This is a genomic window from Streptomyces sp. DH41 (genome assembly GCF_029813785.1).
GTDB lineage: Bacteria > Actinomycetota > Actinomycetes > Streptomycetales > Streptomycetaceae > Streptomyces.
Map to the genome: position 1 here is coordinate 347,413 of NZ_JARVKY010000001.1, position 19,747 is coordinate 367,159.

General features: G+C 74.8%; 18 protein-coding genes and 1 tRNA gene. 11 read left to right on the forward strand and 8 right to left on the reverse strand.

What is annotated here, in order from left to right; translation table 11 throughout:
- Window positions 1-2: 2 nt before the first annotated feature.
- Window positions 3-1,610: a dynamin family protein gene (locus QC283_RS01490; RefSeq protein WP_279559449.1), complete on the reverse strand. Its 1,608-nt coding sequence runs from the start codon at window positions 1,608-1,610 to the stop codon at window positions 3-5.
- 321 nt (window positions 1,611-1,931) lie between these two features.
- On the opposite strand from QC283_RS01490, the gene QC283_RS01495 reads away from it, so the two are divergent.
- Both QC283_RS01495 and QC283_RS01500 read left to right on the forward strand, forming a co-directional pair.
- Window positions 1,932-2,007 (forward strand) — tRNA-Arg (locus QC283_RS01495).
- Window positions 2,008-2,037: 30 nt separating this feature from the next.
- Window positions 2,038-2,997 carry a D-2-hydroxyacid dehydrogenase family protein gene (locus tag QC283_RS01500; protein ID WP_279559450.1) on the forward strand — a complete coding sequence of 320 codons (960 nt, stop codon included), beginning with the start codon at window positions 2,038-2,040 and terminating at the stop codon, window positions 2,995-2,997.
- A 52-nt stretch (window positions 2,998-3,049) separates the two neighbouring features.
- Here the strand turns inward: QC283_RS01500 and QC283_RS01505 are convergent, their stop codons facing one another.
- Complete coding sequence (locus QC283_RS01505; protein ID WP_279559451.1) at window positions 3,050-3,679, reverse strand: DUF2087 domain-containing protein; 630 nt, start codon at window positions 3,677-3,679, stop codon at window positions 3,050-3,052.
- 205 nt (window positions 3,680-3,884) lie between these two features.
- Here QC283_RS01505 and QC283_RS01510 point away from each other — a divergent pair, with 205 nt between their 5' ends.
- Window positions 3,885-4,181, forward strand: a complete 297-nt coding sequence (locus QC283_RS01510; protein ID WP_383527392.1) for a chaplin — start codon at window positions 3,885-3,887, stop codon at window positions 4,179-4,181.
- An 83-nt stretch (window positions 4,182-4,264) separates the two neighbouring features.
- Here the strand turns inward: QC283_RS01510 and QC283_RS01515 are convergent, their stop codons facing one another.
- The 5 genes from QC283_RS01515 to chpG all read right to left on the reverse strand — a co-directional run bounded on the left by QC283_RS01515 (window position 4,265) and on the right by chpG (window position 7,614).
- Window positions 4,265-5,131 (reverse strand): tyrosinase family protein, encoded by an 867-nt coding sequence (locus QC283_RS01515; RefSeq protein ID WP_279559452.1) that lies wholly within the window; start codon window positions 5,129-5,131, stop codon window positions 4,265-4,267.
- On the reverse strand, window positions 5,115-5,702 hold the full coding sequence (locus QC283_RS01520; RefSeq protein ID WP_279559453.1) for a tyrosinase cofactor: 588 nt from the start codon (window positions 5,700-5,702) through the stop codon (window positions 5,115-5,117). Before QC283_RS01520 ends, QC283_RS01515 begins: the two co-directional genes overlap by 17 nt.
- A 111-nt stretch (window positions 5,703-5,813) precedes the next feature.
- On the reverse strand, window positions 5,814-6,095 hold the full coding sequence (locus QC283_RS01525; protein WP_279559454.1) for a hypothetical protein: 282 nt from the start codon (window positions 6,093-6,095) through the stop codon (window positions 5,814-5,816).
- 236 nt (window positions 6,096-6,331) lie between these two features.
- Complete coding sequence (locus QC283_RS01530) at window positions 6,332-7,087, reverse strand: hypothetical protein (RefSeq protein ID WP_279559455.1); 756 nt, start codon at window positions 7,085-7,087, stop codon at window positions 6,332-6,334.
- Between the two features lie 287 nt (window positions 7,088-7,374).
- Window positions 7,375-7,614 carry a chaplin ChpG gene (gene chpG / locus QC283_RS01535; protein WP_279559456.1) on the reverse strand — a complete coding sequence of 80 codons (240 nt, stop codon included), beginning with the start codon at window positions 7,612-7,614 and terminating at the stop codon, window positions 7,375-7,377.
- Window positions 7,615-8,013: 399 nt separating this feature from the next.
- On the opposite strand from chpG, the gene QC283_RS01540 reads away from it, so the two are divergent.
- The 8 genes from QC283_RS01540 (at window position 8,014) to QC283_RS01575 (ending at window position 18,324) form a co-directional block, all read left to right on the forward strand.
- On the forward strand, window positions 8,014-9,393 hold the full coding sequence (locus QC283_RS01540) for a glycosyltransferase (RefSeq protein ID WP_279559457.1): 1,380 nt from the start codon (window positions 8,014-8,016) through the stop codon (window positions 9,391-9,393).
- Window positions 9,390-10,895 carry an exopolysaccharide biosynthesis polyprenyl glycosylphosphotransferase gene (locus QC283_RS01545; protein WP_279559458.1) on the forward strand — a complete coding sequence of 502 codons (1,506 nt, stop codon included), beginning with the start codon at window positions 9,390-9,392 and terminating at the stop codon, window positions 10,893-10,895. Before QC283_RS01540 ends, QC283_RS01545 begins: the two co-directional genes overlap by 4 nt.
- A gap of 5 nt (window positions 10,896-10,900) precedes the next feature.
- Complete coding sequence (locus tag QC283_RS01550; RefSeq protein ID WP_279559459.1) at window positions 10,901-12,451, forward strand: O-antigen ligase family protein; 1,551 nt, start codon at window positions 10,901-10,903, stop codon at window positions 12,449-12,451.
- Window positions 12,448-14,340 (forward strand): murein biosynthesis integral membrane protein MurJ, encoded by a 1,893-nt coding sequence (murJ, locus tag QC283_RS01555; RefSeq protein WP_279559460.1) that lies wholly within the window; start codon window positions 12,448-12,450, stop codon window positions 14,338-14,340. Before QC283_RS01550 ends, murJ begins: the two co-directional genes overlap by 4 nt.
- A gap of 145 nt (window positions 14,341-14,485) precedes the next feature.
- The gene (locus QC283_RS01560) at window positions 14,486-15,172 is read left to right on the forward strand and encodes a polysaccharide deacetylase family protein (RefSeq protein WP_279559762.1); all 687 of its coding nucleotides are present in this window, start codon (window positions 14,486-14,488) and stop codon (window positions 15,170-15,172) included.
- A gap of 1 nt (window position 15,173) precedes the next feature.
- Window positions 15,174-16,334, forward strand: coding sequence for a glycosyltransferase (locus QC283_RS01565; RefSeq protein ID WP_279559461.1), 1,161 nt, complete (start codon window positions 15,174-15,176; stop codon window positions 16,332-16,334).
- Window positions 16,331-17,110, forward strand: a complete 780-nt coding sequence (locus QC283_RS01570; protein ID WP_279559462.1) for a lipopolysaccharide biosynthesis protein — start codon at window positions 16,331-16,333, stop codon at window positions 17,108-17,110. The genes QC283_RS01565 and QC283_RS01570 overlap by 4 nt, the downstream gene beginning before the upstream one ends.
- 44 nt (window positions 17,111-17,154) lie before the next feature.
- Window positions 17,155-18,324, forward strand: a complete 1,170-nt coding sequence (locus QC283_RS01575; RefSeq protein WP_279559463.1) for a GNAT family N-acetyltransferase — start codon at window positions 17,155-17,157, stop codon at window positions 18,322-18,324.
- Between the two features lie 43 nt (window positions 18,325-18,367).
- Here QC283_RS01575 and QC283_RS01580 read toward each other — a convergent pair whose 3' ends face one another.
- A complete protein-coding gene (locus QC283_RS01580) occupies window positions 18,368-19,654 on the reverse strand; it encodes a glycoside hydrolase family 26 protein (protein ID WP_279559464.1) in 1,287 nt (428 codons plus the stop codon).
- Between the last annotated feature and the right edge of the window lie 93 nt (window positions 19,655-19,747).

A 19,747-nucleotide genomic window follows, 5' to 3' on the forward strand; every position in this document is an offset into this window, starting at 1 on the left:
GGTCACCTCTCCTTCTGCAGTACGGACAGCGCGGCGATGAGTTCGGCCTGCGGCTCGGGATGGACCTCCAGTCCGTCGAGCGGCGCCAGCCGGCGTTCGCGCTCGACGTGCACGACCCGGTCGACGTGTTCGTCGAGCAGCCGTCCGCCCCGGTCGCGCAGCCGCAGCGCGCCGCGGGCGCCGATCCGCTCGGCGAGCCGCTCCCCGGCGATACGCGCCCGTCGCCCGCCCAGCAGCACGGTGGCGACGAGGGCGGCGACCACTCCCGGATCGGGGGCCATGCTCCGGTCGAGCTGGCCCACTTCCTCCTCGGCGTACTCCTCCAGCTCCCGCCGCCACCGCCGTACGGCCATCCCGATGCGGTGTTCGGCGCTCTCCGGGGCCGGGTCGCGGTCGGCGAGTTCCGGTGCGGCGGCCGCCGGTTCGCGCCGCCATGCCTCGTCGACGCGTTCGTCGGCGGCGGTGACGGCGCACAGCAGCAGCGCGCCCAGGCTCTCCACCAGCGAGTCGAGGAGTTCCTCGGGGGAGCAGTCGAGGGGGAAGGCCCGCCACCGCTTCAGCGCGTCCCCGGCGAGCACGGCCCCCGCCTGCAACCGCCCCCGTACGCGCGCGTGCTCGCCGTCGTACGCGCCGTCGACGGCCGCGGTGAGGCGCAGCGCGGCGGCGTACTGCGCGGCGGTGGCGCCGGCCAGTTCGGGCATCCGGGACCTGAGGGAGTCCAGGATGCCGTTGGCCGTACGGGCCATGGTGTGGTGCCGGGCTTCGAGGTCCTGTGCCCGGTGGACGAGCCAGGACCGCAGCGGTGCCACGGCGGTGGCCGGCAGCAGTCCGCCGCCCCAGGCCGACTCGGGCAGTTCGGGCACGGTGAAGCGGGGGACCTCGCCCAGGCCGGCCTTGGTGAGCAGTGCGCCGTACTGCCGCGCCACCTCGGCCACCACCTGGTGGGGCACCCGGTCGAGCACGGTGACCAGGGTGGCGTCGTACTCCTTGGCGGTGCGCAGCAGATGCCAGGGCACGGCGTCGGCGTACCGGGCGGCGGTGGTGACCATCACCCAGATGTCGGCGGCGCAGAGCAGTTCGGCCGCCAGGACGCGGTTGTCGGCGACGAGGGAGTCGATGTCGGGCGCGTCGAGGAGGGCGATGCCGGGCGGCAGGGTGTCGGCGGTCTCGACGCGCAGTACGCGCGCGGGGTCCTCGCCCGGCAGGAGCAGGTCGTCGTCGGGTTCCCGGTGGGGCACCCACACGCGCGTGAGGTCGGGCAGCACCCGCATGCCGCTGAACCAGTGGTGGTCCTCCGGATGGCAGACCAGCACCGGCGTCCTGGTCGTGGGCCGCAGCACCCCCGCCTCGCTGACCCGCCTCCCCACCAGGGAGTTCACCAGCGTGGACTTCCCGGCGCCGGTGGATCCGCCGACGACGGCCAGCAGGGGCGCTTCGGGCTCCTTCAAGCGGGGCACCAGGTAGTCGTCGAGCTGTGCGAGCAGTTCGTCGCGGTTGGCACGCGCGCGTGGGGCCCCCGCCAGGGGCAGCGGGAAGCGTGCGGCCGCGACACGGTCGCGCAGGGCGGAGAGTGCGTCGAGCAACTGAGGCCGTACGTCCAAGGTCACCACATGTGAAGAATGCCCAATTTTAGGGGAATTCTGAAGCATATGAGTATGTCTGCGCGCCGACCGGACACTCCGGACGGAAGGGACTACTGGGACGCGACGAGACTCCAGGCATAACGAGTGCACAACACCCGATGCGCGAGACGCCAAAAGCGATGCACGATTCGTACCTGCCTGCGATTATCAGGACCGCTTCACTGAACCTCCACATCGAGCCACGGAGGCGCAGCATCAGGGACATGGAGCCGGGAGCCCTATCCTTGTCCCCGGCACCGTCACGGATTCGCCCACACCCGGGCACCACGACCGAGGCCACCACACCAGGCCCCCGTAGCTCAGTGGATAGAGCAGGCGCCTTCTAAGCGCTTGGCCGCAGGTTCGAGTCCTGCCGGGGGCGCCACTGCCCGTTTGGCGGGAGGGACCGGACGACGTGCGACTGCGCTGTGCGGTACTCGACGACTTCCAGCAGGTGGCGACCGAGATCGCCGACTGGACCCCGGTCGCGGACGACGTGGACGTGGTGTCCTTCGACACCCACTTCGACGACGAGGACTCCCTCGCCGAGGCGCTCGCCGAGGTGGACATCGTGGTCACCCTGCGCGAACGCGTCCCCTTCCCCGGTTCACTGATCGCCCGGCTGCCCCGGCTGAGACTGATCGTCGCCTCCGGCATGCGCAACAATGTCATCGACTACGCCGCCGCCGACGCCCACGGCGTCACCGTGTGCGGCACGGCCTCCTCGTCGACCCCGCCCGTGGAGCTGACCTGGGCCCTGCTGCTGGGCCTGGCCCGCGGCATCGTCCAGGAGAGCGAGGCGCTGCGCGAGGGCGGCCCCTGGCAGCAGACGGTGGGCGCCGACCTGCACGGCCGCCGCCTGGGCCTGCTGGGCCTGGGCAAGATCGGCGGCCGGGTGGCCCAGGTCGGTCTCGCCTTCGGCATGCGGGTGAGCGCGTGGAGCCAGAACCTCACCCGCGAGCGCGCCGACGAGGCCGGCGTCGAACTCGCCGCCTCCCTGGCGGAACTGCTCACGACGGCCGACTTCGTCTCCGTCCATCTCGCGCTCGGCGACCGCACCCGCGGCCTGCTCGGCCCCGCCGAACTGGCCCTGCTCAAGCCGACCGCCTACCTGGTCAACACCTCGCGCGCGGCGATCGTCGACCAGGACGCCCTGCTCGCCGCACTGCACGAGGGCCGGATCGCCGGCGCGGGCGTGGACGTCTTCGACACCGAGCCGCTGCCCGCCGGCCACCCGATGCGCGGCGCCCCGCGCCTGCTCGCGACGCCGCACCTCGGCTATGTCTCGCGCGCCAACTACGCCACGTACTACGGCCAGGCGGTCGAGGCGATCCGCGCCCACCTCGCGGGCTCGCCCGTACGCCGTCTGCCCTGAGGGCCGCCCGCACCTGGACGATGCCGGGCTCCCCCGTTCCCGGGGCGGGCGCTCAGGCGATCCCCGCCCGGTCCGACTCCGCCGGCCGCCAGTAGGTACCGCCGCTCCGGCGCAGGTGGTCGAGGTCCACCAGGTGGCGCCGGAGCGTCACATGGTCGACGTCGCCGTCCTGGCACCACGCCCGCAGCTTCTCGTCGACGGTGCGCTCCGGATACTCCACGCCGGGTACGAAGGTCTGCTCGGCGATGTGCCGCAGCACCACCTTCTTACGCGTCCAGCGGGCGGGAAGGCGGATCAGCTTCCCGTCCTTGACGAAGGTCCGCACGATCACACCGGCCCGGTCGTCGCCCGCGTCGGCGCCGTCGGCGGCCTCCATCGCCTGCCGGCCCGCGCGGGCCAGCTCCCTGAACCGGTCATGGGCGACGACGAGCGCGCCGCCGCCCTCGGACGTCACCACGCCGTGCTCCCGCAGCCGCCGCAGCGCGGCGGCCGTCTCCTTCGAGGACAGGCCGGCCGCCTCGGCCACCTGCGCGTCGCTGCCCGCCCCCAGCGCCACGGCCGCGAAGGCGCGCAGCCGGTTCTCCTCGGCGAACAGACCCGAAAGACCGGACAGCACCGTCAGCGCGGACGGCTCCGACGCGTCGGCGAGGCGGTGTGGTCGGCCGGTTTGCTCGTTGTCCATGCCGAGACGCTAGTGGAGACCACGGCGGGAGGGGAACGATTTTCCGTCCCCCGCCGCCGTCCCCCGACGCGCTCACTCCACCCCTCCGGCCCAAAAAGGGTGATTCTCACATTCTCCCCGTGACCCCCCTTCGACCCGTCGCGTTGGACCAGCAGTGCGGTGGCGCGTCCTGCTGCCGTGCTCCCCGAGTCAAAAGGAGAACGTGATGTCTCGCATCGCGAAGGCCGCCGGCGTCGCCCTCGGCACCGGTGCCGTGATGCTCAGCGGCACCGGCATGGCCATGGCGGACGCGGGCGCCGAGGCCGCAGCCGTCGGCTCGCCCGGCGTCCTGTCCGGCAACGTCGTCCAGGTCCCGGTCCACGTGCCGGTCAACGTGTGCGGCAACACGATCAACGTGATCGGCCTGCTGAACCCGGCCTTCGGCAACACCTGCGTGAACGGTGACGTCGAGAAGAACGACAAGCACAGCGAGGACGGCAAGAACGGCGGCCACGGCCACTGAGTCCCGTAGACACACAGGAGAGCCCCGGCCTTCCCAGCCGGGGCTCTCCCGCGTCCGCGTCGCTTGCCTGCTTGCCTGCTTGCTCAGGCGTACCGGTAGATCCGGCTGTGGTCCTCCAGGTCGTCCGGCGTCACATCCCACGGCGGCAGCCTCTCGTGCCGCGCGACGATCCGGCCGTGCTGCGCGCCGCCCGCGCCGGGCGGCTCGGCGGGCAGGTAGCGGGCGCCGCGGTGCCGGGCCTGCCAGCGGGACCACTGGAGGTCGACGAAGGCGTGGTGCAGCCAGAACACCGGGTCGTTGACGGAGGCGCCGCCGACCATGGCCCCGCCGACCCAGCGGTGCACCCGGTTGTGGTTGCGCCAGGAGACACTGCCGCGGCCGGTCCCCCACCCCTCCAGCTTGTTCCGGAAGCCCTTGCGGGCCGTGGAGTCCCAGGGCGCGGTGTCGTACACCGGGTCGTCGAGCGCCCACTCCACATCGCTCCTGGCCGGCAGGTCGAGGGGATTCCCGGCCCGTCCGAGGTCCCGCGTGAGGTACGGGGTGTCGGTGACGTTCACCTTGATGGTCCAGTTGCCCTCGGCGTGGGCGAACGGCCCGGTGGTGACCCGGTGGTCGGAGCGCCGCCCGGTGCCGCCCAGGAGGTCTGCGGTCCAGGGCGCGGACGTGGTGGTGCGGTCCTTCGTCCAGTCCCAGTACGGCACCGTCACCGACGAGTCGATCCGGCGCAGCGCCTCCTCCAGGTCCAGCAGGAACCTGCGGTGCCAGGGCAGGAAGGACGGGGCCATGTGTGCCGTACGCAGTCCGTTCTCGCCGTCGGAGACGTAGTACGCGATGTGGGTGCGTACGAACTCGTCGTACTCACCGCGCCGTTTCGTCTCCAGCAGCGCGGCGACGAACCGCCGCTTCTCGGTGCGGGTCAGCGTGCTGACGTCCTTACGCGTGTACGCCATGGTGCCCCCCGGAGTGGTGCCGGCCGTCATCGGCCGGCGCGTCGTGCAGGTGTTCGCCGGGGCCGAGTTCGTCGACGGCGCCGCGGGCGGCGGCGAGCGGGGTGGGGTACGACCGGTAGTGGTCGACCATGCTCAGCCAGCCGCCGTCGGCCCTGCGCATCAGGTGCAGCGGGCGGCCGTCCACGGTGACGTGCCAGATGGCCGCGCCGACGGCGTGCCCCGCGGCGGCCCGGACGCCGCGGATGCGGCGGCCCCGGTAGGTCTCGTCGAACGCGGCGCTTGTGGCCGGCTCGACCGGGTGCGGCTCGGGGCGCGCGGGCCCGGTGCTTCCGGCGTCCTCGGCGGCGTCGGATGCCGGGGAGGGCCGGGAGGCCGCGACCAGGGGCGCCAGGGTCAGGGCGAGGGCAGGGGCGAGCAGTCCCCGCATCATCCGGCGCCGGGTTCGGTGTCCGGGCGCGGGTGCTTGTGCGGATGCCGGTGCTGGTGCCGGTGCTGGTCCGGGTCCGCCTCTGGTGGGGCCCGTCGGCTCCCGCTCCGCGCGGCTCCCTGCTCCGCCCACGTCGACGATCATGGCTCGCTCCTCGTCCGGTTCGGTGATCCGTACCGCTAACCGGACGGCGGGCCCCGCGGTCACTACGCGCAGGGCCACACGGAGCACCGGCCGCCGGCGCCGGGGCGCGGATCAGCCGCCCAGCGGGAGGCCGCCGAGCAGTCCGCCCTTGGAGTTCAGCTCGGTGGTCGCCTTTTTGAGGGTGTGCAGCACGGATTCCTTGTTCTCGGTGTCGAGCGCCTTCGACTGGTCCTTCGACGGCAGGACGTTGGCGGGCTCCGCGGTGAGCGCGTTCACGGCGCTGCCGAGGCTGCTGGGCGAGAGATCGGCGGCGTCCTGGGCGAACGCGGGCGCGGCGGAGCCGGCGATGGCCAAAGACCCGGCGACGACAGCGGCGGCCTTGAGGGACTTCATCGTGTTCCTTTCTTCGGCGACTCGCGTCACCGGCGGAAGTGCTGACGCCCTGCCTAACGACCTGCGCCGGGCGCGGAAACCCCGCGCCCGGGAAGACATATGAGATCTCCGGAGAGCGGAATGGGACCGGGGACGGAAAGGGAAGCGGGAGCGGGGGAAAGGGAGAAAGGAATGGCAAAGGGCCGTCGCGCCACCCCCGGAAGGGATGGCGCGACGGCCCGGAACGCCGTGGGGCGTCAGGAGGGGTTCGCCGGCGTGGCGGCTTCCGGCGTGGCGGCTTCCGGCGTGCTCGGCAGCGCGGGCAGCCCGGCCAGGTCGGCGGCGGGCAGCCCGCCACCGACCAGCGTGGCGGCGACGACGTTGACCACGCCGGTCACCACGTCCTCGACGGCCGGGCTCACCTGCCCTGCGGTACCGGAGGTGGTGGCCTCGACCAGGGCGTCGATGCGCACCTGCAGGGCGGCTTGCGCGGCGGCGGCCAGGTCGGCAGCCGCCTCGGTCGCGGCCGTGGTGCCGTCGTCGCTCTGCGCCACGACGGGCGCCGGCAGCGTGACCGGCGTCTCGGCCTCCGGCGCGGTCACGACCGGCGGCTGCGCCGGGGTGGTCGTGCCGGGGGTCGTGGTGCCGGGCGTGGTCGTGCCCGGCGCGGTCACCGCGTCGTCGGCGTCCGCGTCCGCGGCTTCGGCCTTGGCGAGGGCGTCCTTGGCGGCGGCGGCGAGCTTGTCCGCCTCCTCGGTGGTCAGGCGGCCGTTGTCGGCCCCGAGTACGGCGCTGAGCAGGTCGGTGACCGGCGTGAGCACTCCGCCCAGGCCGGCCAGACTGCCGACCTGGCTCTGCAGTTCCGCGGCGTCGGGCAGGGGTGCGTGGGACGCCGCGTGGGTGCGTTCCCTGGCCGATTCGCCATCGGCCGCCATCACCGCCGGACCGGAAAGGCCGATCAGCAGGCCGGCGCAGAGAGCGGAGGTGGCGATTCGCCGTGCGGGCAGACGCATGGGGGGTTCCTTTCGGTGGTGCGTCGGATCTTGTGCCCACCGTGAAAGCGCCCATGGCGCTCTGCAACCGAGCGGTGACCCGGCGCATCGTCCCGCCCTTCCCCGCACCGGCGTCCTACCTGGTGAGACGCCCTGTCAAGGTCCGCACGCCGTGTCGGCACGCAGACCCCCCATTCGGGGCAGCACACCGCCGTCCGTGCGGCAACCGTCCGCATACGACGCACACCGGCCGCCCGTTCGCGGGGAACCGCGGCACGGACGGCCGGTGCGGGGCTCTCGAGCCGACGTCAGTCGTTCTCGCACTCGTTGCCGAACGCCGGGTTCAGCAGGCCGACGATGTCGATCGTGTTGCCGCAGACGTTGACCGGGACGTGCACCGGAACCTGCAGCACGTTGCCCGAGAGGACACCCGGGGAATGGGCGGCGACGGCCTGCGCGCCGCTGTCGGCGACGGCGACACCCGTGGTGCCCGCGGCCGCGGCGGCGGCGGCGGAGGTCAGGGCCAGGCCCTTCGCGATACGCGACATGGGGAGGTGCTCCTTGGGATCGACACGAACATCCGGGCGGGTGCCCGGCTCAGTGTCAACGCGTGCCACCCACACGGGTTGTGCCGCCGAACGAGTGGTCTCACGGGAGAGCGACCTTCACCAATCCAACACACTTGCCCGGTTTCGCCGGATTGGTACGGATAGCGGCTAGAGTCCCACACCATCCGACGCATCCCTGTGCACCACTGCGGGACATCGGCCAAGGGCACTCCCCGGGAGCTCCGAACGCGGTGGTGGTCCGCAGGGTCTCCCGGCTCGTTTCCCCCGCGGGACGCGGCATGCGCCGCTTCCCGGCCGGCGCCCTGCGGTGAGCCGCTCTGCCGCGAGACGCCCTCCCGCCCGTCCCGAGCATTTTCCGTGAGCGAGCGAGGAACGCGTATGCACCTGCCACCGACCGACTCAGCGCCACGGGTTCTCCACGTCACCCAGCCGGTGGACGGCGGGGTCGCCCGGGTCGTGACGGACCTGGCGCGGGCTCAGCTCGCCGCCGGACTGCACGTCACGGTCGCCTGTCCCGGCGGGGTCCTCGCGGGCGAACTCCGCTCGCTGGGCGCCGACGTGCGGCACTGGCCGGCGACGCGGTCACCGGGCCCCGGGCTGGTGCCGGAGGTCCGGCGGCTCGCGCGCGTGATCGCGGACGTACGGCCCGACCTGGTGCACGCGCACAGCGCGAAGGCCGGTCTCGCCGGGCGGCTCGCCGTGCGGGGGCGTGTTCCGACCGTGTTCCAGCCGCACGCCTGGTCGTTCGAGGCCGTCGGAGGACCCGCCGCGGCCCTCGCGCGCGGCTGGGAGCGGTGGGGAGCCCGGTGGGCGGCACGGACGGTGTGTGTGAGCGAGGCGGAGCGGCTGCGGGGGACGCGGGCCGGAGTGCACGCGCGATGGGCCGTGATCCCGAACGGCATCGACCTCGACCGCTTCGACGACGCGGACAACCCGGATAACGCGGCCACGGTACGGCTGCGGGCCGGCGCCGGCCCGCACACTCCGCTGGTGGTCTGCGTGGGACGGCTGTGCCGGCAGAAGGGGCAGGACGTCCTGCTGGCGGCGTGGGAGTCCGTCCTCGCGCGCGTGCCGGGTGCTCGACTGGTACTGGTCGGCGACGGCCCGGAGCACGCCCGACTCACCGCACGTGCCTCGGCGTACGGCTTCCTCGGCGACGGCATACTGGCCCCGCGCCGCTCCGGTGCGCACGGTTCGCACCGTACGCACGGCTCGCACGGTACGCAGCGTACGCACGGCGCACACGCCCCGGCGTCCGTGCTGTTCGCGGGCGCCGTCGCCGACGCCGCCCCCTGGTACCGGGCCGCCGATCTGGTCGTCCTGCCCTCGCGCTGGGAAGGCATGGCGCTGGCACCGCTGGAGGCGATGGCCTGCGGGCGGCCCGTGGTGGTGACCGACGTGGACGGCGCCCGCGAGGGCCTGCCACCCGCTCTCGTACGGCACTGCCTGGTGCCGCCACAGGACCCGGCGGCGCTGGCCGACGCCGTCACCGGTCTCCTGCTCGACGTTCCGCTGCGCGCGTCGCTCGGCCGCCGGGGGCGCGCGCACGTCCTGTCCACACGCGACGTACGGCTCACGGCCGGCGCCGTCACGGCGGTGTACCGCGCCCTTCTTCACGACGGGCGGTCGACCGGACCGCGCCCCCTCCCCGGCCGCGGGCCGGCACCCGCGGAGCCCCGCCCCTCCGGCGACCGGACGGCAGCCGTGGGCCGGTCGTCCGTCGTGCCCATCGAGTACAGGGAGTCCACGCACCCGTGACCGCGGAAAGCACCGTCCCCAACCCCGCCGGCCAGCCGCACGACCTCGGCTCCTCCTTCCCCGTCTCGGTGCTGGCGCCGCGCGCCGGCACCACGGGTCCCGGGCTGCCCACCGGGCGCCCCGCCCCACGACCGGACTCCTCACAGCCTGGCTCCGCGCGGCCGGGCTCGTCACGGTCGGACTCCCCTCTGCCGCTGCTCGTCGCGGACGGCGCGGCCGCCGCGCTGCCGGGCTCGCTGGCCCTGGCCGGTACCCCGCACCAACCGCTGCTCGCCACCCTGCTGGTCGCCGCCGCGCTGCTGCCGCGTCCGCGGCCGCGCCGACGGCTGCCGGGTGTGCTGGACGACCTGCCCGCCCTGTGCGGCCGGATCGCGGTGCTCTGGCTGGCGCTGGCGGCGCTCGTCGCGGCGTACGCCCCGTCGCACGCGCTGTCCGCCCGCACGCTGCTCCTCGGCTTCCTGCTGCACGCGGCGACGGGCTGCGCCGGCCGGGGCGTCGTACACCGTCGGCGCCACGCCGCGCTGCTCAGCCGTCCGCGCGCGGCGCTCGTCGTCGGTCCGGCCGCGACCGCGCAGCGCGTGGCCTCGGCGGTGCTGCGCCACCCGGGCTGCGGGGTCCGCCCCGTCGGCATCGTCACCGACGACCCGGGCGGCGCCACCGGCCTGCCCGCGCTGACCACGGGAGAGGAGGTGCGGCGGGCGGTCGTGCAGAACGGCGTACGGGACGTACTGACCGTCGACCCGTCGGTACGGACCCGGCAGGGGCCGCTGCTGCGGGCGCTGGCCGAGTCCGGCTGCGTGGTGTGGGAGGTCGACGCCGACACCCCCGTCGACGCGGACGCCCCGGTCACTCCCGGGAACGCGGGCGGCCGGGACCGGATCGCCGGGTTCCCCTGCCGGCGTCCGGAGCCGGTGGCGCGGCGGTCGGGCGGCGCCGGCAAGCGGGTGCTGGACGTGACGGTGTCCGGGACGCTGCTGGTGCTGCTGAGCCCGCTGCTGCTGGTCTGCGCCACGCTGCTGAGGGTCATCGGCGGGCCCGGCGTACTCTTCCGGCAGGAGCGCGTCGGCAAGGACGGCAGGCCGTTCACGCTGCTGAAGTTCCGCACCTACCGCCCTGCCGACGAGCACGAGTCGGCGACCCGGTGGAGCGTGGCGGACGAGCGGCGGATGCCGTGGTTCTGCCGCTTCCTGCGCCGCACGTCCCTCGACGAACTGCTCCAGCTGTGGAACGTCTTCCGGGGCGACATGAGCCTGGTCGGACCCCGCCCCGAACGGCCCTACTTCGTGGCGCAGTTCAGCCGGACCCACCCCGGTTACGCCGCCCGCCACCGGATGCCGGCCGGCATCACGGGCCTGGCCCAGATCAACGGGCTGCGCGGCGACACCTCCATCGAGGACCGGGCCCGCTTCGACAACGCCTACATCGACGACTGGTCGTTGTGGCAGGACGTCTGCATCCTGCTGCGCACGGCCGTCGCGCTCGTGCGCCCCACCGGGAGCTGAGCGAGGTGTCCCAGACCCTGCCCCCGTGGTCCGCCCCGCGCGTACGGCGGCTGCCGCCCGTGCTGGCCGTGGTCGCGGTCGTCGCGCTGCTCGCCCTGCCGGTCGCACCGGACGGCGGGGGCGGCGCGCACCCGGCCGACGTGGTCTCCGCGCTGGCGGTGCTGTACTGCGCCCTGCGCCTGGTACGGGACCGACGGCGCCCTCTGTCCCGTACGGCGGCCGTGGTGCTGGGTCTGCCCGTGCTCGGACTGGCGGTGGCCGCCATGGGCGCGGTGTCGCCGGAGGCCGGGCTCACCGGGCTCGGCCGCTACCTCCAGGTCTTCGTCCTCGTTCCCGCCGCCGTGCTGCTGCTGATCCGCGGCCGGGACGACGTACGGCTGCTCGCCTGGTCGATGGTGGGGCTGGCGGTGTGGCAGGGGGCGGTCGGCGTCCACCAGTACGTCACCGCGACCGGCGCCTCGTACCAGGGCGAGCCGATCCGGGCCGTGGGCACCTTCGGGGCGCAGGACGTGATGGGGATGGCGACCGTGGTCTCCCTGGGGCTGGTCTGCGCGGTCGGTCTGGCGCTGGGCCGGACGCCGGTGCGGCACCGGCTGTTCGCCGCCGGGTGCGTGCTCGCCCTGCTGCTGCCGCTCGCCCTGTCGTTCAGCCGCGGGGCGTGGATCGCCACGGCGGTGACGTGCGCGGCGCAGCTGCTGCTCGCCGGGGTGCGCCGGGCGCTGGCGGTGGGGGCGGCCGTGGTCGCGGCGGGAGTGGTGCTGGTGGGCGGGTTCGGAGTCGGTACGGCGATGCTCCAGGAGCGGGTCGGCAGCATCACGCGGGTCACGGACTCCCCCGACCAGTCGGTGACCGACCGCTACACGATGTGGGCGGCGGCGGCCGGCATGTGGCGCGAACGTCCGCTGACCGGTGTGGGCCTGAAGGGCTTCCCCGAACACCGGGACGGACACGCCTCGTTGGCGCTGTCCTCGGGGAGCGAGACCGACGGCGCCGGTGCCGGATACCGCAAGCAGCCGCTGCTGTCCCCGCACAACATGTACCTGCTGGTCCTGGCCGAGCAGGGGCTGATCGGGCTGCTCGCGCTGGCGGGCAGCTGGCTGGCGCTGCTCGTGCTGGGGTTGCGCGGGCTCCGTGCGGCACGGCGTTCGCGGGGCGGGTCCGGGCCGGACCGCGCGGACTGCGCGCTGGTCGCCTGCGGGCTGCTGGTGTGGCAGCTGACCGACTTCGCGTACGCCGACATCGGCGGGCCCTCGACCGTGCTGACGGCGGTGTGCTTCGGGCTGGCGGCGTGGTGGGCGCTCGGGGGCGGGGCCGGGAACGGGGCCCTTGCCGGTGCCGGGGCCGGGCCTGAGGCCGGGGGCGAGCCTGAGTCCGGTGCCGGATCCAGTGCCGGGTCTGGGTCCGGTGCCGGTGCCGGTGCCGGTGCCGGTGCCGAGCCTGAGGCGGGGGCCGAGCCTGTTGCCGGTACCGGGCCCGAACCCGAGCCCGGGGCCGAGTCCGGTTCCAGGTCCGGGTCCGGCTCCGGCTCCCGCTCGGAGGAGGGACCCGTCCGGTGAAGGCGACCCCGCTCCGTGCGGCGGGCGAGGCTTCCGTGCCGCCGGCCCGGCCCGTCGCGCCGGACACGGACACGGGCACGGGCACGGGCGCCGGCACCGCGACCGCGACCGCGACCGCGACGGCAACGGCGACGGCAACGGCAACGGCGACCGACGCCGCGACCACAGCCGAGGCCCGTTCCTCAGGTGGCTTCCTCGCCCGGGCCGCGCTGGTCACCGCCGTGCTGTCGGTGGCCGGGTCGGTGCTCGGGCTGGCGCGGGACCAGGCGCTGGCCCGGCTGTTCGGGGCCGGCAGCGAGACGGACGCCTTCCTGGTGGCGTGGACGGTGCCGGAGTTCGCGGCGACGCTGCTGATCGAGGACGGGCTGGCCTTCGCGCTGGTCCCGATGTTCAGCCTGGCCCTGGCCCGCCGCGCGCGGGGCGCCCCCGGCGACCCGGTCCGCGACCTGGTCGCCTCGACCCTGCCCCGGCTGGCGCCGGCCTTCGTCGCGGTCGGCGCGCTGGTCGTCGTATGCGCCCCGCGGTTGGTGCGGGCCCTGGCGCCGGGGCTGCCCGACCATGGGCTCGCCGTGGACTGCACCCGGCTCACCGCCACCTGTGTCGTGAGCTTCGGGCTGGCCGGGTACTGCAGCGCGGCCCTGCGGGCGCACCGCCGGTTCCTGGCGCCCGCGGCGATCTACGTCGCCTACAACACCGGCATCATCACCGCGATGTACGTGCTCGGCGACCGTTGGGGGGTGCGCTCGGCGGCGGTCGGGGTCGCGGTGGGCGGCTTCCTGATGGTGGCGGCGCAACTGCCGTCGCTGCTGCGTCAGCTGCGCCGCCGGGACGACGGCGAGCGGCCGTCGGCCGTCGAGGACCGGGCGCGCCCCCTGGCCCTCGCCCTGTTCACCACCGTCCTGCTCTTCGCGCTGTGCCGCCAGTCCCAGGTCCTCATCGAACGCTTCCTCGCCTCCGGGCTCCCCTCCGGCGCCATCTCGCACCTGAACTACGCGCAGAAGGTGGCCCAGATCCCGATGACGCTGTCGCTGATGCTGTGCACGGTCACCTTCCCGGTGGTGGCCAGGGCCATGGCCGACGGCGACACCGAACGGGCCCGCGACCGCGTCGAGCGGGATGTGGCACTGGCGGCCTGCCTGGTACTGCTGGGCGCGGCCACGGTCGTCGCCTGCGCGCCGCAGATGGCCGGGCTCCTCTTCCAGCGCGGCGCCTTCACGGCGGCCGACACGGCGGCGACCGCGAGCGTCATGCGCGTGTACGCCCTCGGGCTGCTCGGCCAGACCGTGGTGGGCGCGCTGGCCCGCTCCTACTTCTCGGCGGGCCGTGGCAGCTGGTACCCGCTCGGCGCGATGGCCGTCGGGCTCGCCGTCACCGCCGGTGCCGGCGCGTGCGCGGTCGGCCCGTGGGGCGTGAGCGGCATCGCCGCCGCCAACGCCGCCGGCATCACCGTCACCGCCGCCCTGCTGCTCGCCGGGATGGGCCCGCGCAGCGTCCCGGTGCGCGTCCGGCGCGTCCTGGGCGACCTGGGCCGGCCGGTGGCGGCGGCCGGCGTGGCGACCGTCGCGGGAGCCCTGGTCGCGGACCGGTTCACCGTGCCCGCCGCCTCCCGCGCCTCCCTCACCGTCTCCCACGCCTCCCTCACCGTCTCCCACGCCTCCCTCGCCATCTCACTCGCCGCCGGTGCGGCGACCGTCGTCGGCGTCTTTGTCCTGCTCGGCCGGGTCCTGCGCGTCCAAGGCGTCGCGCCGGCCCTCGATCACGTCCGCTCCTCCGTCACACGAAGGCTCCCGCATGGCCGCTTCAGCTTCCGTCCCCGCACACTCCCCCGCCCCCGCCCCCGCCCCCGTCCCCGTCCCCGCTTCCGGTCCCTCCTCCGGCGATCCCGTTGACGCCCGCACACGCGCCGGCGTCCGCGCGCCCACCGGCGTCCGCACCCGCCCCGGAGTCCACGGGAGCCCCGGAGTCCACAGGAGCCCCGGAGTCCACGCCGGCCCCGAAGACCGCCCACGTCCGGCCACCGCCCCCTGGGTGGCGATGTACCACTCCGTCGGCGACTGCTCGGACGACCCGTACCGCGTCACGGTCACGCCCGGCCGGCTGGACGCGCAGCTCGGCTGGCTGCGGCGGCGGGGACTGCGCGGGGTGTCGGTCGCCGAGTTGCTGGCCGCCCGGGCCCGCGGCGAGGGCCGCGGTCTGGTGGGGCTGACCTTCGACGACGGGTACGCCGACTTCGTCGAGCACGCGCTGCCACGCCTGCGCCACTGGGGCTGCGGGGCGACCCTCTTCGTGCTGCCGGGCCGGCTCGGTGGCGACAACGCGTGGGACCCGCTGGGCCCGCGCAAGCCGCTGCTGACCGCCGACGGCATCCGGCACGCCGCCGCCGAGGGCATCGAGATCGGCTCGCACGGGCTCACCCACGTCGACCTGACGAAGGCGGACGATGCCGCGCTGACGGCCGAGACCCTCGAAAGCAGAACACTGCTCTCGGAGTTGACCAGTGCTCCGGTCACCGGCTTCTGCTACCCGTACGGCACGGTCGACGCCCGCGCCGCCGACGCCGTACGGGCCGCCGGATACGCCTACGCCTGCGCGATCGACCCCGGCCCCCTGACCGGCCCGTACGCCCTGCCCCGCGTGCACGTCGGGCAGCGGGACACCGCCGTGCGCCTGCTGCTGAAGACCCGGCTGCACCGTCTGCGCCGCCGGGCCACGGGGGTGTGAGGTGAAGGCCCTGCACATCATCACCGGCCTCGGCGTGGGCGGCGCCGAACAGCAACTGCGGCTGCTCCTGCGCCACCTCCCCGTCGACTGCGACGTCGTGACGCTCACCAACCCGGGCGCGGTCGCCGACGGACTGCTGGCCGACGGCGTCAAGGTCGTCCACCTGGCCATGACCGGCAACCGCGACCTGGGCGTCCTGCCCCGGCTGACCCGGCTCATCCGCACCGGCGGCTACGACCTCGTGCACACCCACCTCTACCGCGCCTGCCTCTACGGCCGTCTCGCCGCGCGCCTGGCCGGCGTCCGCGCCGTCGTCGCCACCGAACACTCCCTCGGCGACTCCCAGATGGAGGGCCGCCCGCTCACCCGGGGCGTCCGCGCCCTGTATCTGGCCGGGGAGCGGCTGGGCAGCGCCACGGTCGCCGTCTCCCCCACCGTCGCCGACCGGCTGCGGCGCTGGGGGGTGCCCGCGCCCCGCATCGAGGTCGTCCCCAACGGCATCGACCTGGCCCGCTTCCGCTTCGACCCGGTCGCCCGCCTGCGCACCCGCAGCCGCCTCGGCCTGCCGGACGGCGCGTACGTCGTCGGCGGCATCGGCCGGCTGACCGCGGGCAAGCGGTTCGACGTCCTGGTCCGGGCCCTGGCCCGGCTGCCGGACGACTGCTGGCTGCTGCTGGTCGGCGGCGGCCCCGAGGAGCACGTCCTGCGCCGCACCGCCCGCGAGGCCCAGGTCGCCGACCGGGTCCTGCTCACCGGCGAACGCCCCTACGTCACCGACGGCTCCCCCGGCCCCGACCTGCCGTCGCTCACCTCCGCGATGGACGTGCTCGCCTCTCCGTCGCCGGAGGAGGCCTTCGGCCTGGCGGCCGTGGAGGGCCTCGCCTCCGGGCTGCCGGTGCTCTACGCCTCCTGCCCGGCCGTCGAGGACCTGCCCCCGGACGCCGCCCCCACGGCCCGGCGCGTCACGGGCGGCGACGAGGAGTTCGCCCGCGCCCTCGCCGAGGTCCGGGCGTCCGCCGGTCCGGGCCCCGGCCCGCGCACCGTGCCCGAGGCCGCCCGCCACTACTGCGTCACCCGCAGCGCCGCCCAGTTGATGGACGTGTACTCGACCACCCTCACGCACCCGTTGTCCCCGGCACCCCAGGGAGTGAGTCCCGCATGACCGAGTCCCTCACCCGGCCCCCGGCCGCCGACCCGGCGGCCGCGAACCCCGCCGACCGGCCCACCCGCCCGGGCCGCGTACGCGCCGCCCTGCACCGCGTCCGGCCCCGGAACCGGACGCGGCCCCGAACCGGGAACCGGACCGGCAACCGGACCGGACCCCGGACCCTTCCGCCCTGGGCCGCGGTCGCGGCCACCGCCCTCGCCGGCGGACTCCTCGGCGCGGGCTACGGCCTGGCCACCACCCCGCGGTACACCGCGACCAGTTACGTCGTCGCCGTCCCCACCGACAAGTCCGACCCGGCGTCCGCGCTGGGCTTCGCGCAGGCCTACGGCCGGGTCGCCACGCAGCTCGCGGTGCTCGGGGACGCGCAGATGTGGGCGGGCGTGCCGGTGACGACGCTGGAGAAGAGCGTCCGCACGGCGACCTCGCCGGACGCGCCGATGGTCTCGGTGTCGGCCACCTCCTCCCGCCCGGAGGAGGCCGCCGACATGGCCAACGCGGTCTCCCGCGCGCTGACCCGGCACGCGGAGACCTCCGCCGACGACACCCACGTCGAGCTGCGCCAGTTCGCGCGCGCCACCGAGCCCACCGAGGCGTCCTCGGCCTCGTCCACCGTGACGGGGCTGGTGGGGGCGAGCGCGGGCGGTCTGCTCGGCGGGCTGGCGCTGCTGGTCCGGCCGCGCCGGTCCGCGCGGGAGCCCGGCCGCGCGGCGGCGGGACCGGCCGCCGTACCGGGCCCCGCCTCGGCGGCCGACGTCCGCGGACAGCTGTGACGTACCCGCCGGCGTCCCCGGCGACGTCTTCGACCACGTACCCGATGCCGCGTCCGACGCCGTATCCGGGCGCGCACCCGCCGTCGTCCCCGGTCCCGCCCCCGGCGACGTACACGACCGAGCTGGTCACCGACGAGCGCGGCTTCGCCGAGCTGGCCCCCGAGTGGGGGCGGCTGTACCGCCGGTGCGCCGCCGCGACCCCGTTCCAGAGCCACGCCTGGCTGCACTCGTGGTGGCGGTCGTACGGCGGGCGCGGCCGGCTGCGGCTGCTGCTGGCCCGCGACGGCCGCGAACTGGTCGCCGCCGCGCCCCTGACGCTCGTACGGTGTCCGGTGCCGGCGCTGGTGCCGCTGGGCGGGGCGATCTCCGACTACGGGGACGTCCTGCTGGACGACGAGCGCGGCCAGGACGCGGTGGCCGCGCTCACCGAGGGCCTGTCGGCGGCGGCCCGTACCGCGCTGATCGACCTGCGCGAGGTACGGCCCGGCGCCGCCGCCGAACGCGTCTACGACCACTGGCGCGGACCCCGGCACCGGGTACCGGGGTCCCTCTGTCTGGAGCTGCCCGCGGCCCCCATGGAGGAGCTGGTCGCCCGGCTGCCCTCGGCCAAGGCCCAGCAGCGGGTGCGCGCCAAGCTGCGCAGGCTGGAGGCGCTCGGGGTCGGGAGCCGGGCCGTCCTTCCCGGTGAGGTGGACGCGGCGCTGAGCCGGCTGCTGGAGCTGCACCGGCTGCAGTGGCAGGGGCGGAAGGTGACCGGTGAGCATCTGCGTCCCCGGTTCCGCGAGCACCTGGTGCGGGCGGTGGGGCCGATGGTGCGTTCCGGGGACGCGGTGGTGACCGAGTTCCGGATGGACGACGAGGTGGTGGCCGTGGACGTGACGCTGCTGTCGCGGCGGCTGGCGGGCGGCTACCTGTACGGCGCCCATCCCCGGCTGCGGGAGCGCAAGGCGGACGTGGCGGTGATGCTGCTGGCCGCGTGCGCGGAGCACGCCCGCGCCCCGGAGCGCGGCACGCTGAGCCTGCTGCGGGGCAACGAGCCGTACAAGCACCACTGGCGTCCGGAGCCGGCCCGGAACCAGCGGTTGCTGCTGGCCCGCCGTCGCACGGCCCCGCTGCTGGCGGCGGCCCTGTGCGACGTCGCCGCGCGCCGGCGGGGCAAGGAGCTGCTGCATCGCCGGGAGGAACGGAAGGAGCCCGACGGTGGCGGGACCTGACCGGCCCCGCCGCCCCGGCCACCGCCGTCGTCGCCGCGAGCCGCTACTCGCCGCGCGAGAACCAGTCGAGGCGCATGCAGAGCTTCCCGCCGAGCCAGTACTCGACCCAGTCGCCGAGCTCCAGCGGCGAGCAGTCGGCCGACGGCTCGGTCGCGGTGGCCGGTACCGCGGACACGGCCGGGGCGGTGGGCACGGGCGGGGCGGTGGGCACGGTGGGCGTGGCCGGCTTTCCGGTCGCCGCCGGGTCCGGCTCGTCGGTGCGGCCGAACAGTACGGACCGGTAGACCGCCGTGGACCGGGGGTTGTCGTCGCACTGCCACACGCCGTGCGGGCAGTAGTCGGTGACCGTGTTGTACACGGGTTTGTGCTCGTCCATCCAGGCGAGCATGCGCCGCATGTACTCGGCGTTGTCGCCATTGCGGAAGAGACCCCATTCCGGATAGGAGATGGGCTTTCCGTGGGCCTTGGCGAAATCCACGTGCGCCTGGAGTCCGTACGGTTCCCTCACCTGTTCGTCGAAGGACATTCCGCGTGGCTGGTCGTACGAATCCATGCCGATGATGTCGACCGTGGCGTCCCCCGGATAACACCGCGTCCAGGGAACGGCGTCCCGGCCGCGACTCGGGGTGAAGTCGAACCGGAACTTCTGACCGGGCACCGCGCGCATGGTGGTGACGATCCTGTTCCAGTACGTCTTCCAGGCCTCCGGGTCCGGCCCGCAGCGATGGGTGTACGTGACGCCGTTCATCTCCCAGCCGAGGACCAGGACCGTGTCCGGCACTTTCAGTTCGACCAGCCGTTCGGCGAGGGCCCTGAAGTGGTGATCGAAGCGTCCGGCGGCGCCCTGACGCAGCAGCTCGCGCACCTCGTCGTCGTCGACGCCCTTCTCGTTGCGCTCCATCATGGGCACGTTGAGGACGAGCATCCGGTCGGGCTCGCTGGTGCGCCAGTCGGCCCACACGTCGAGGAAACCGGGGGCGCCCTCGATGTTGCTCCAGCGGTCACCGGGCAGGTAGGTGTGGCCCACGCGCAGGTCGGCGCCGCCCAGCCAGTGGCTGAGCTGCGCCATCCGGGCCACGCCGCGGGTGCCGTAGTCCAGGTACGCGCCGAACGCGGGGGTGGACCCCACGGCGGCTCCCGGCGCCGTTCCCGGGGCCGGGGCCGCTCCCGCGGCGGCGCCCGGCGGGGCGCCGGGGGCGGGCGGAGGTGCCGGGGACGCCGGGGGTGTCGGGGTGGTGCCCGGTTCACCGACGGCGACACCGGGACCGGCGGCCAGGAACGCGGCCACCGCGATCGCCGCCGCCGCTACGCAGGACTGCCGTACGACCATGCCGGCCTCTTTCCTCTTTCCTCGCCGATTAGCTACTGACACTCAGTCATATGAAATGCCATCACGCCACCGCCGCTACGGCTTTCGAGTGCG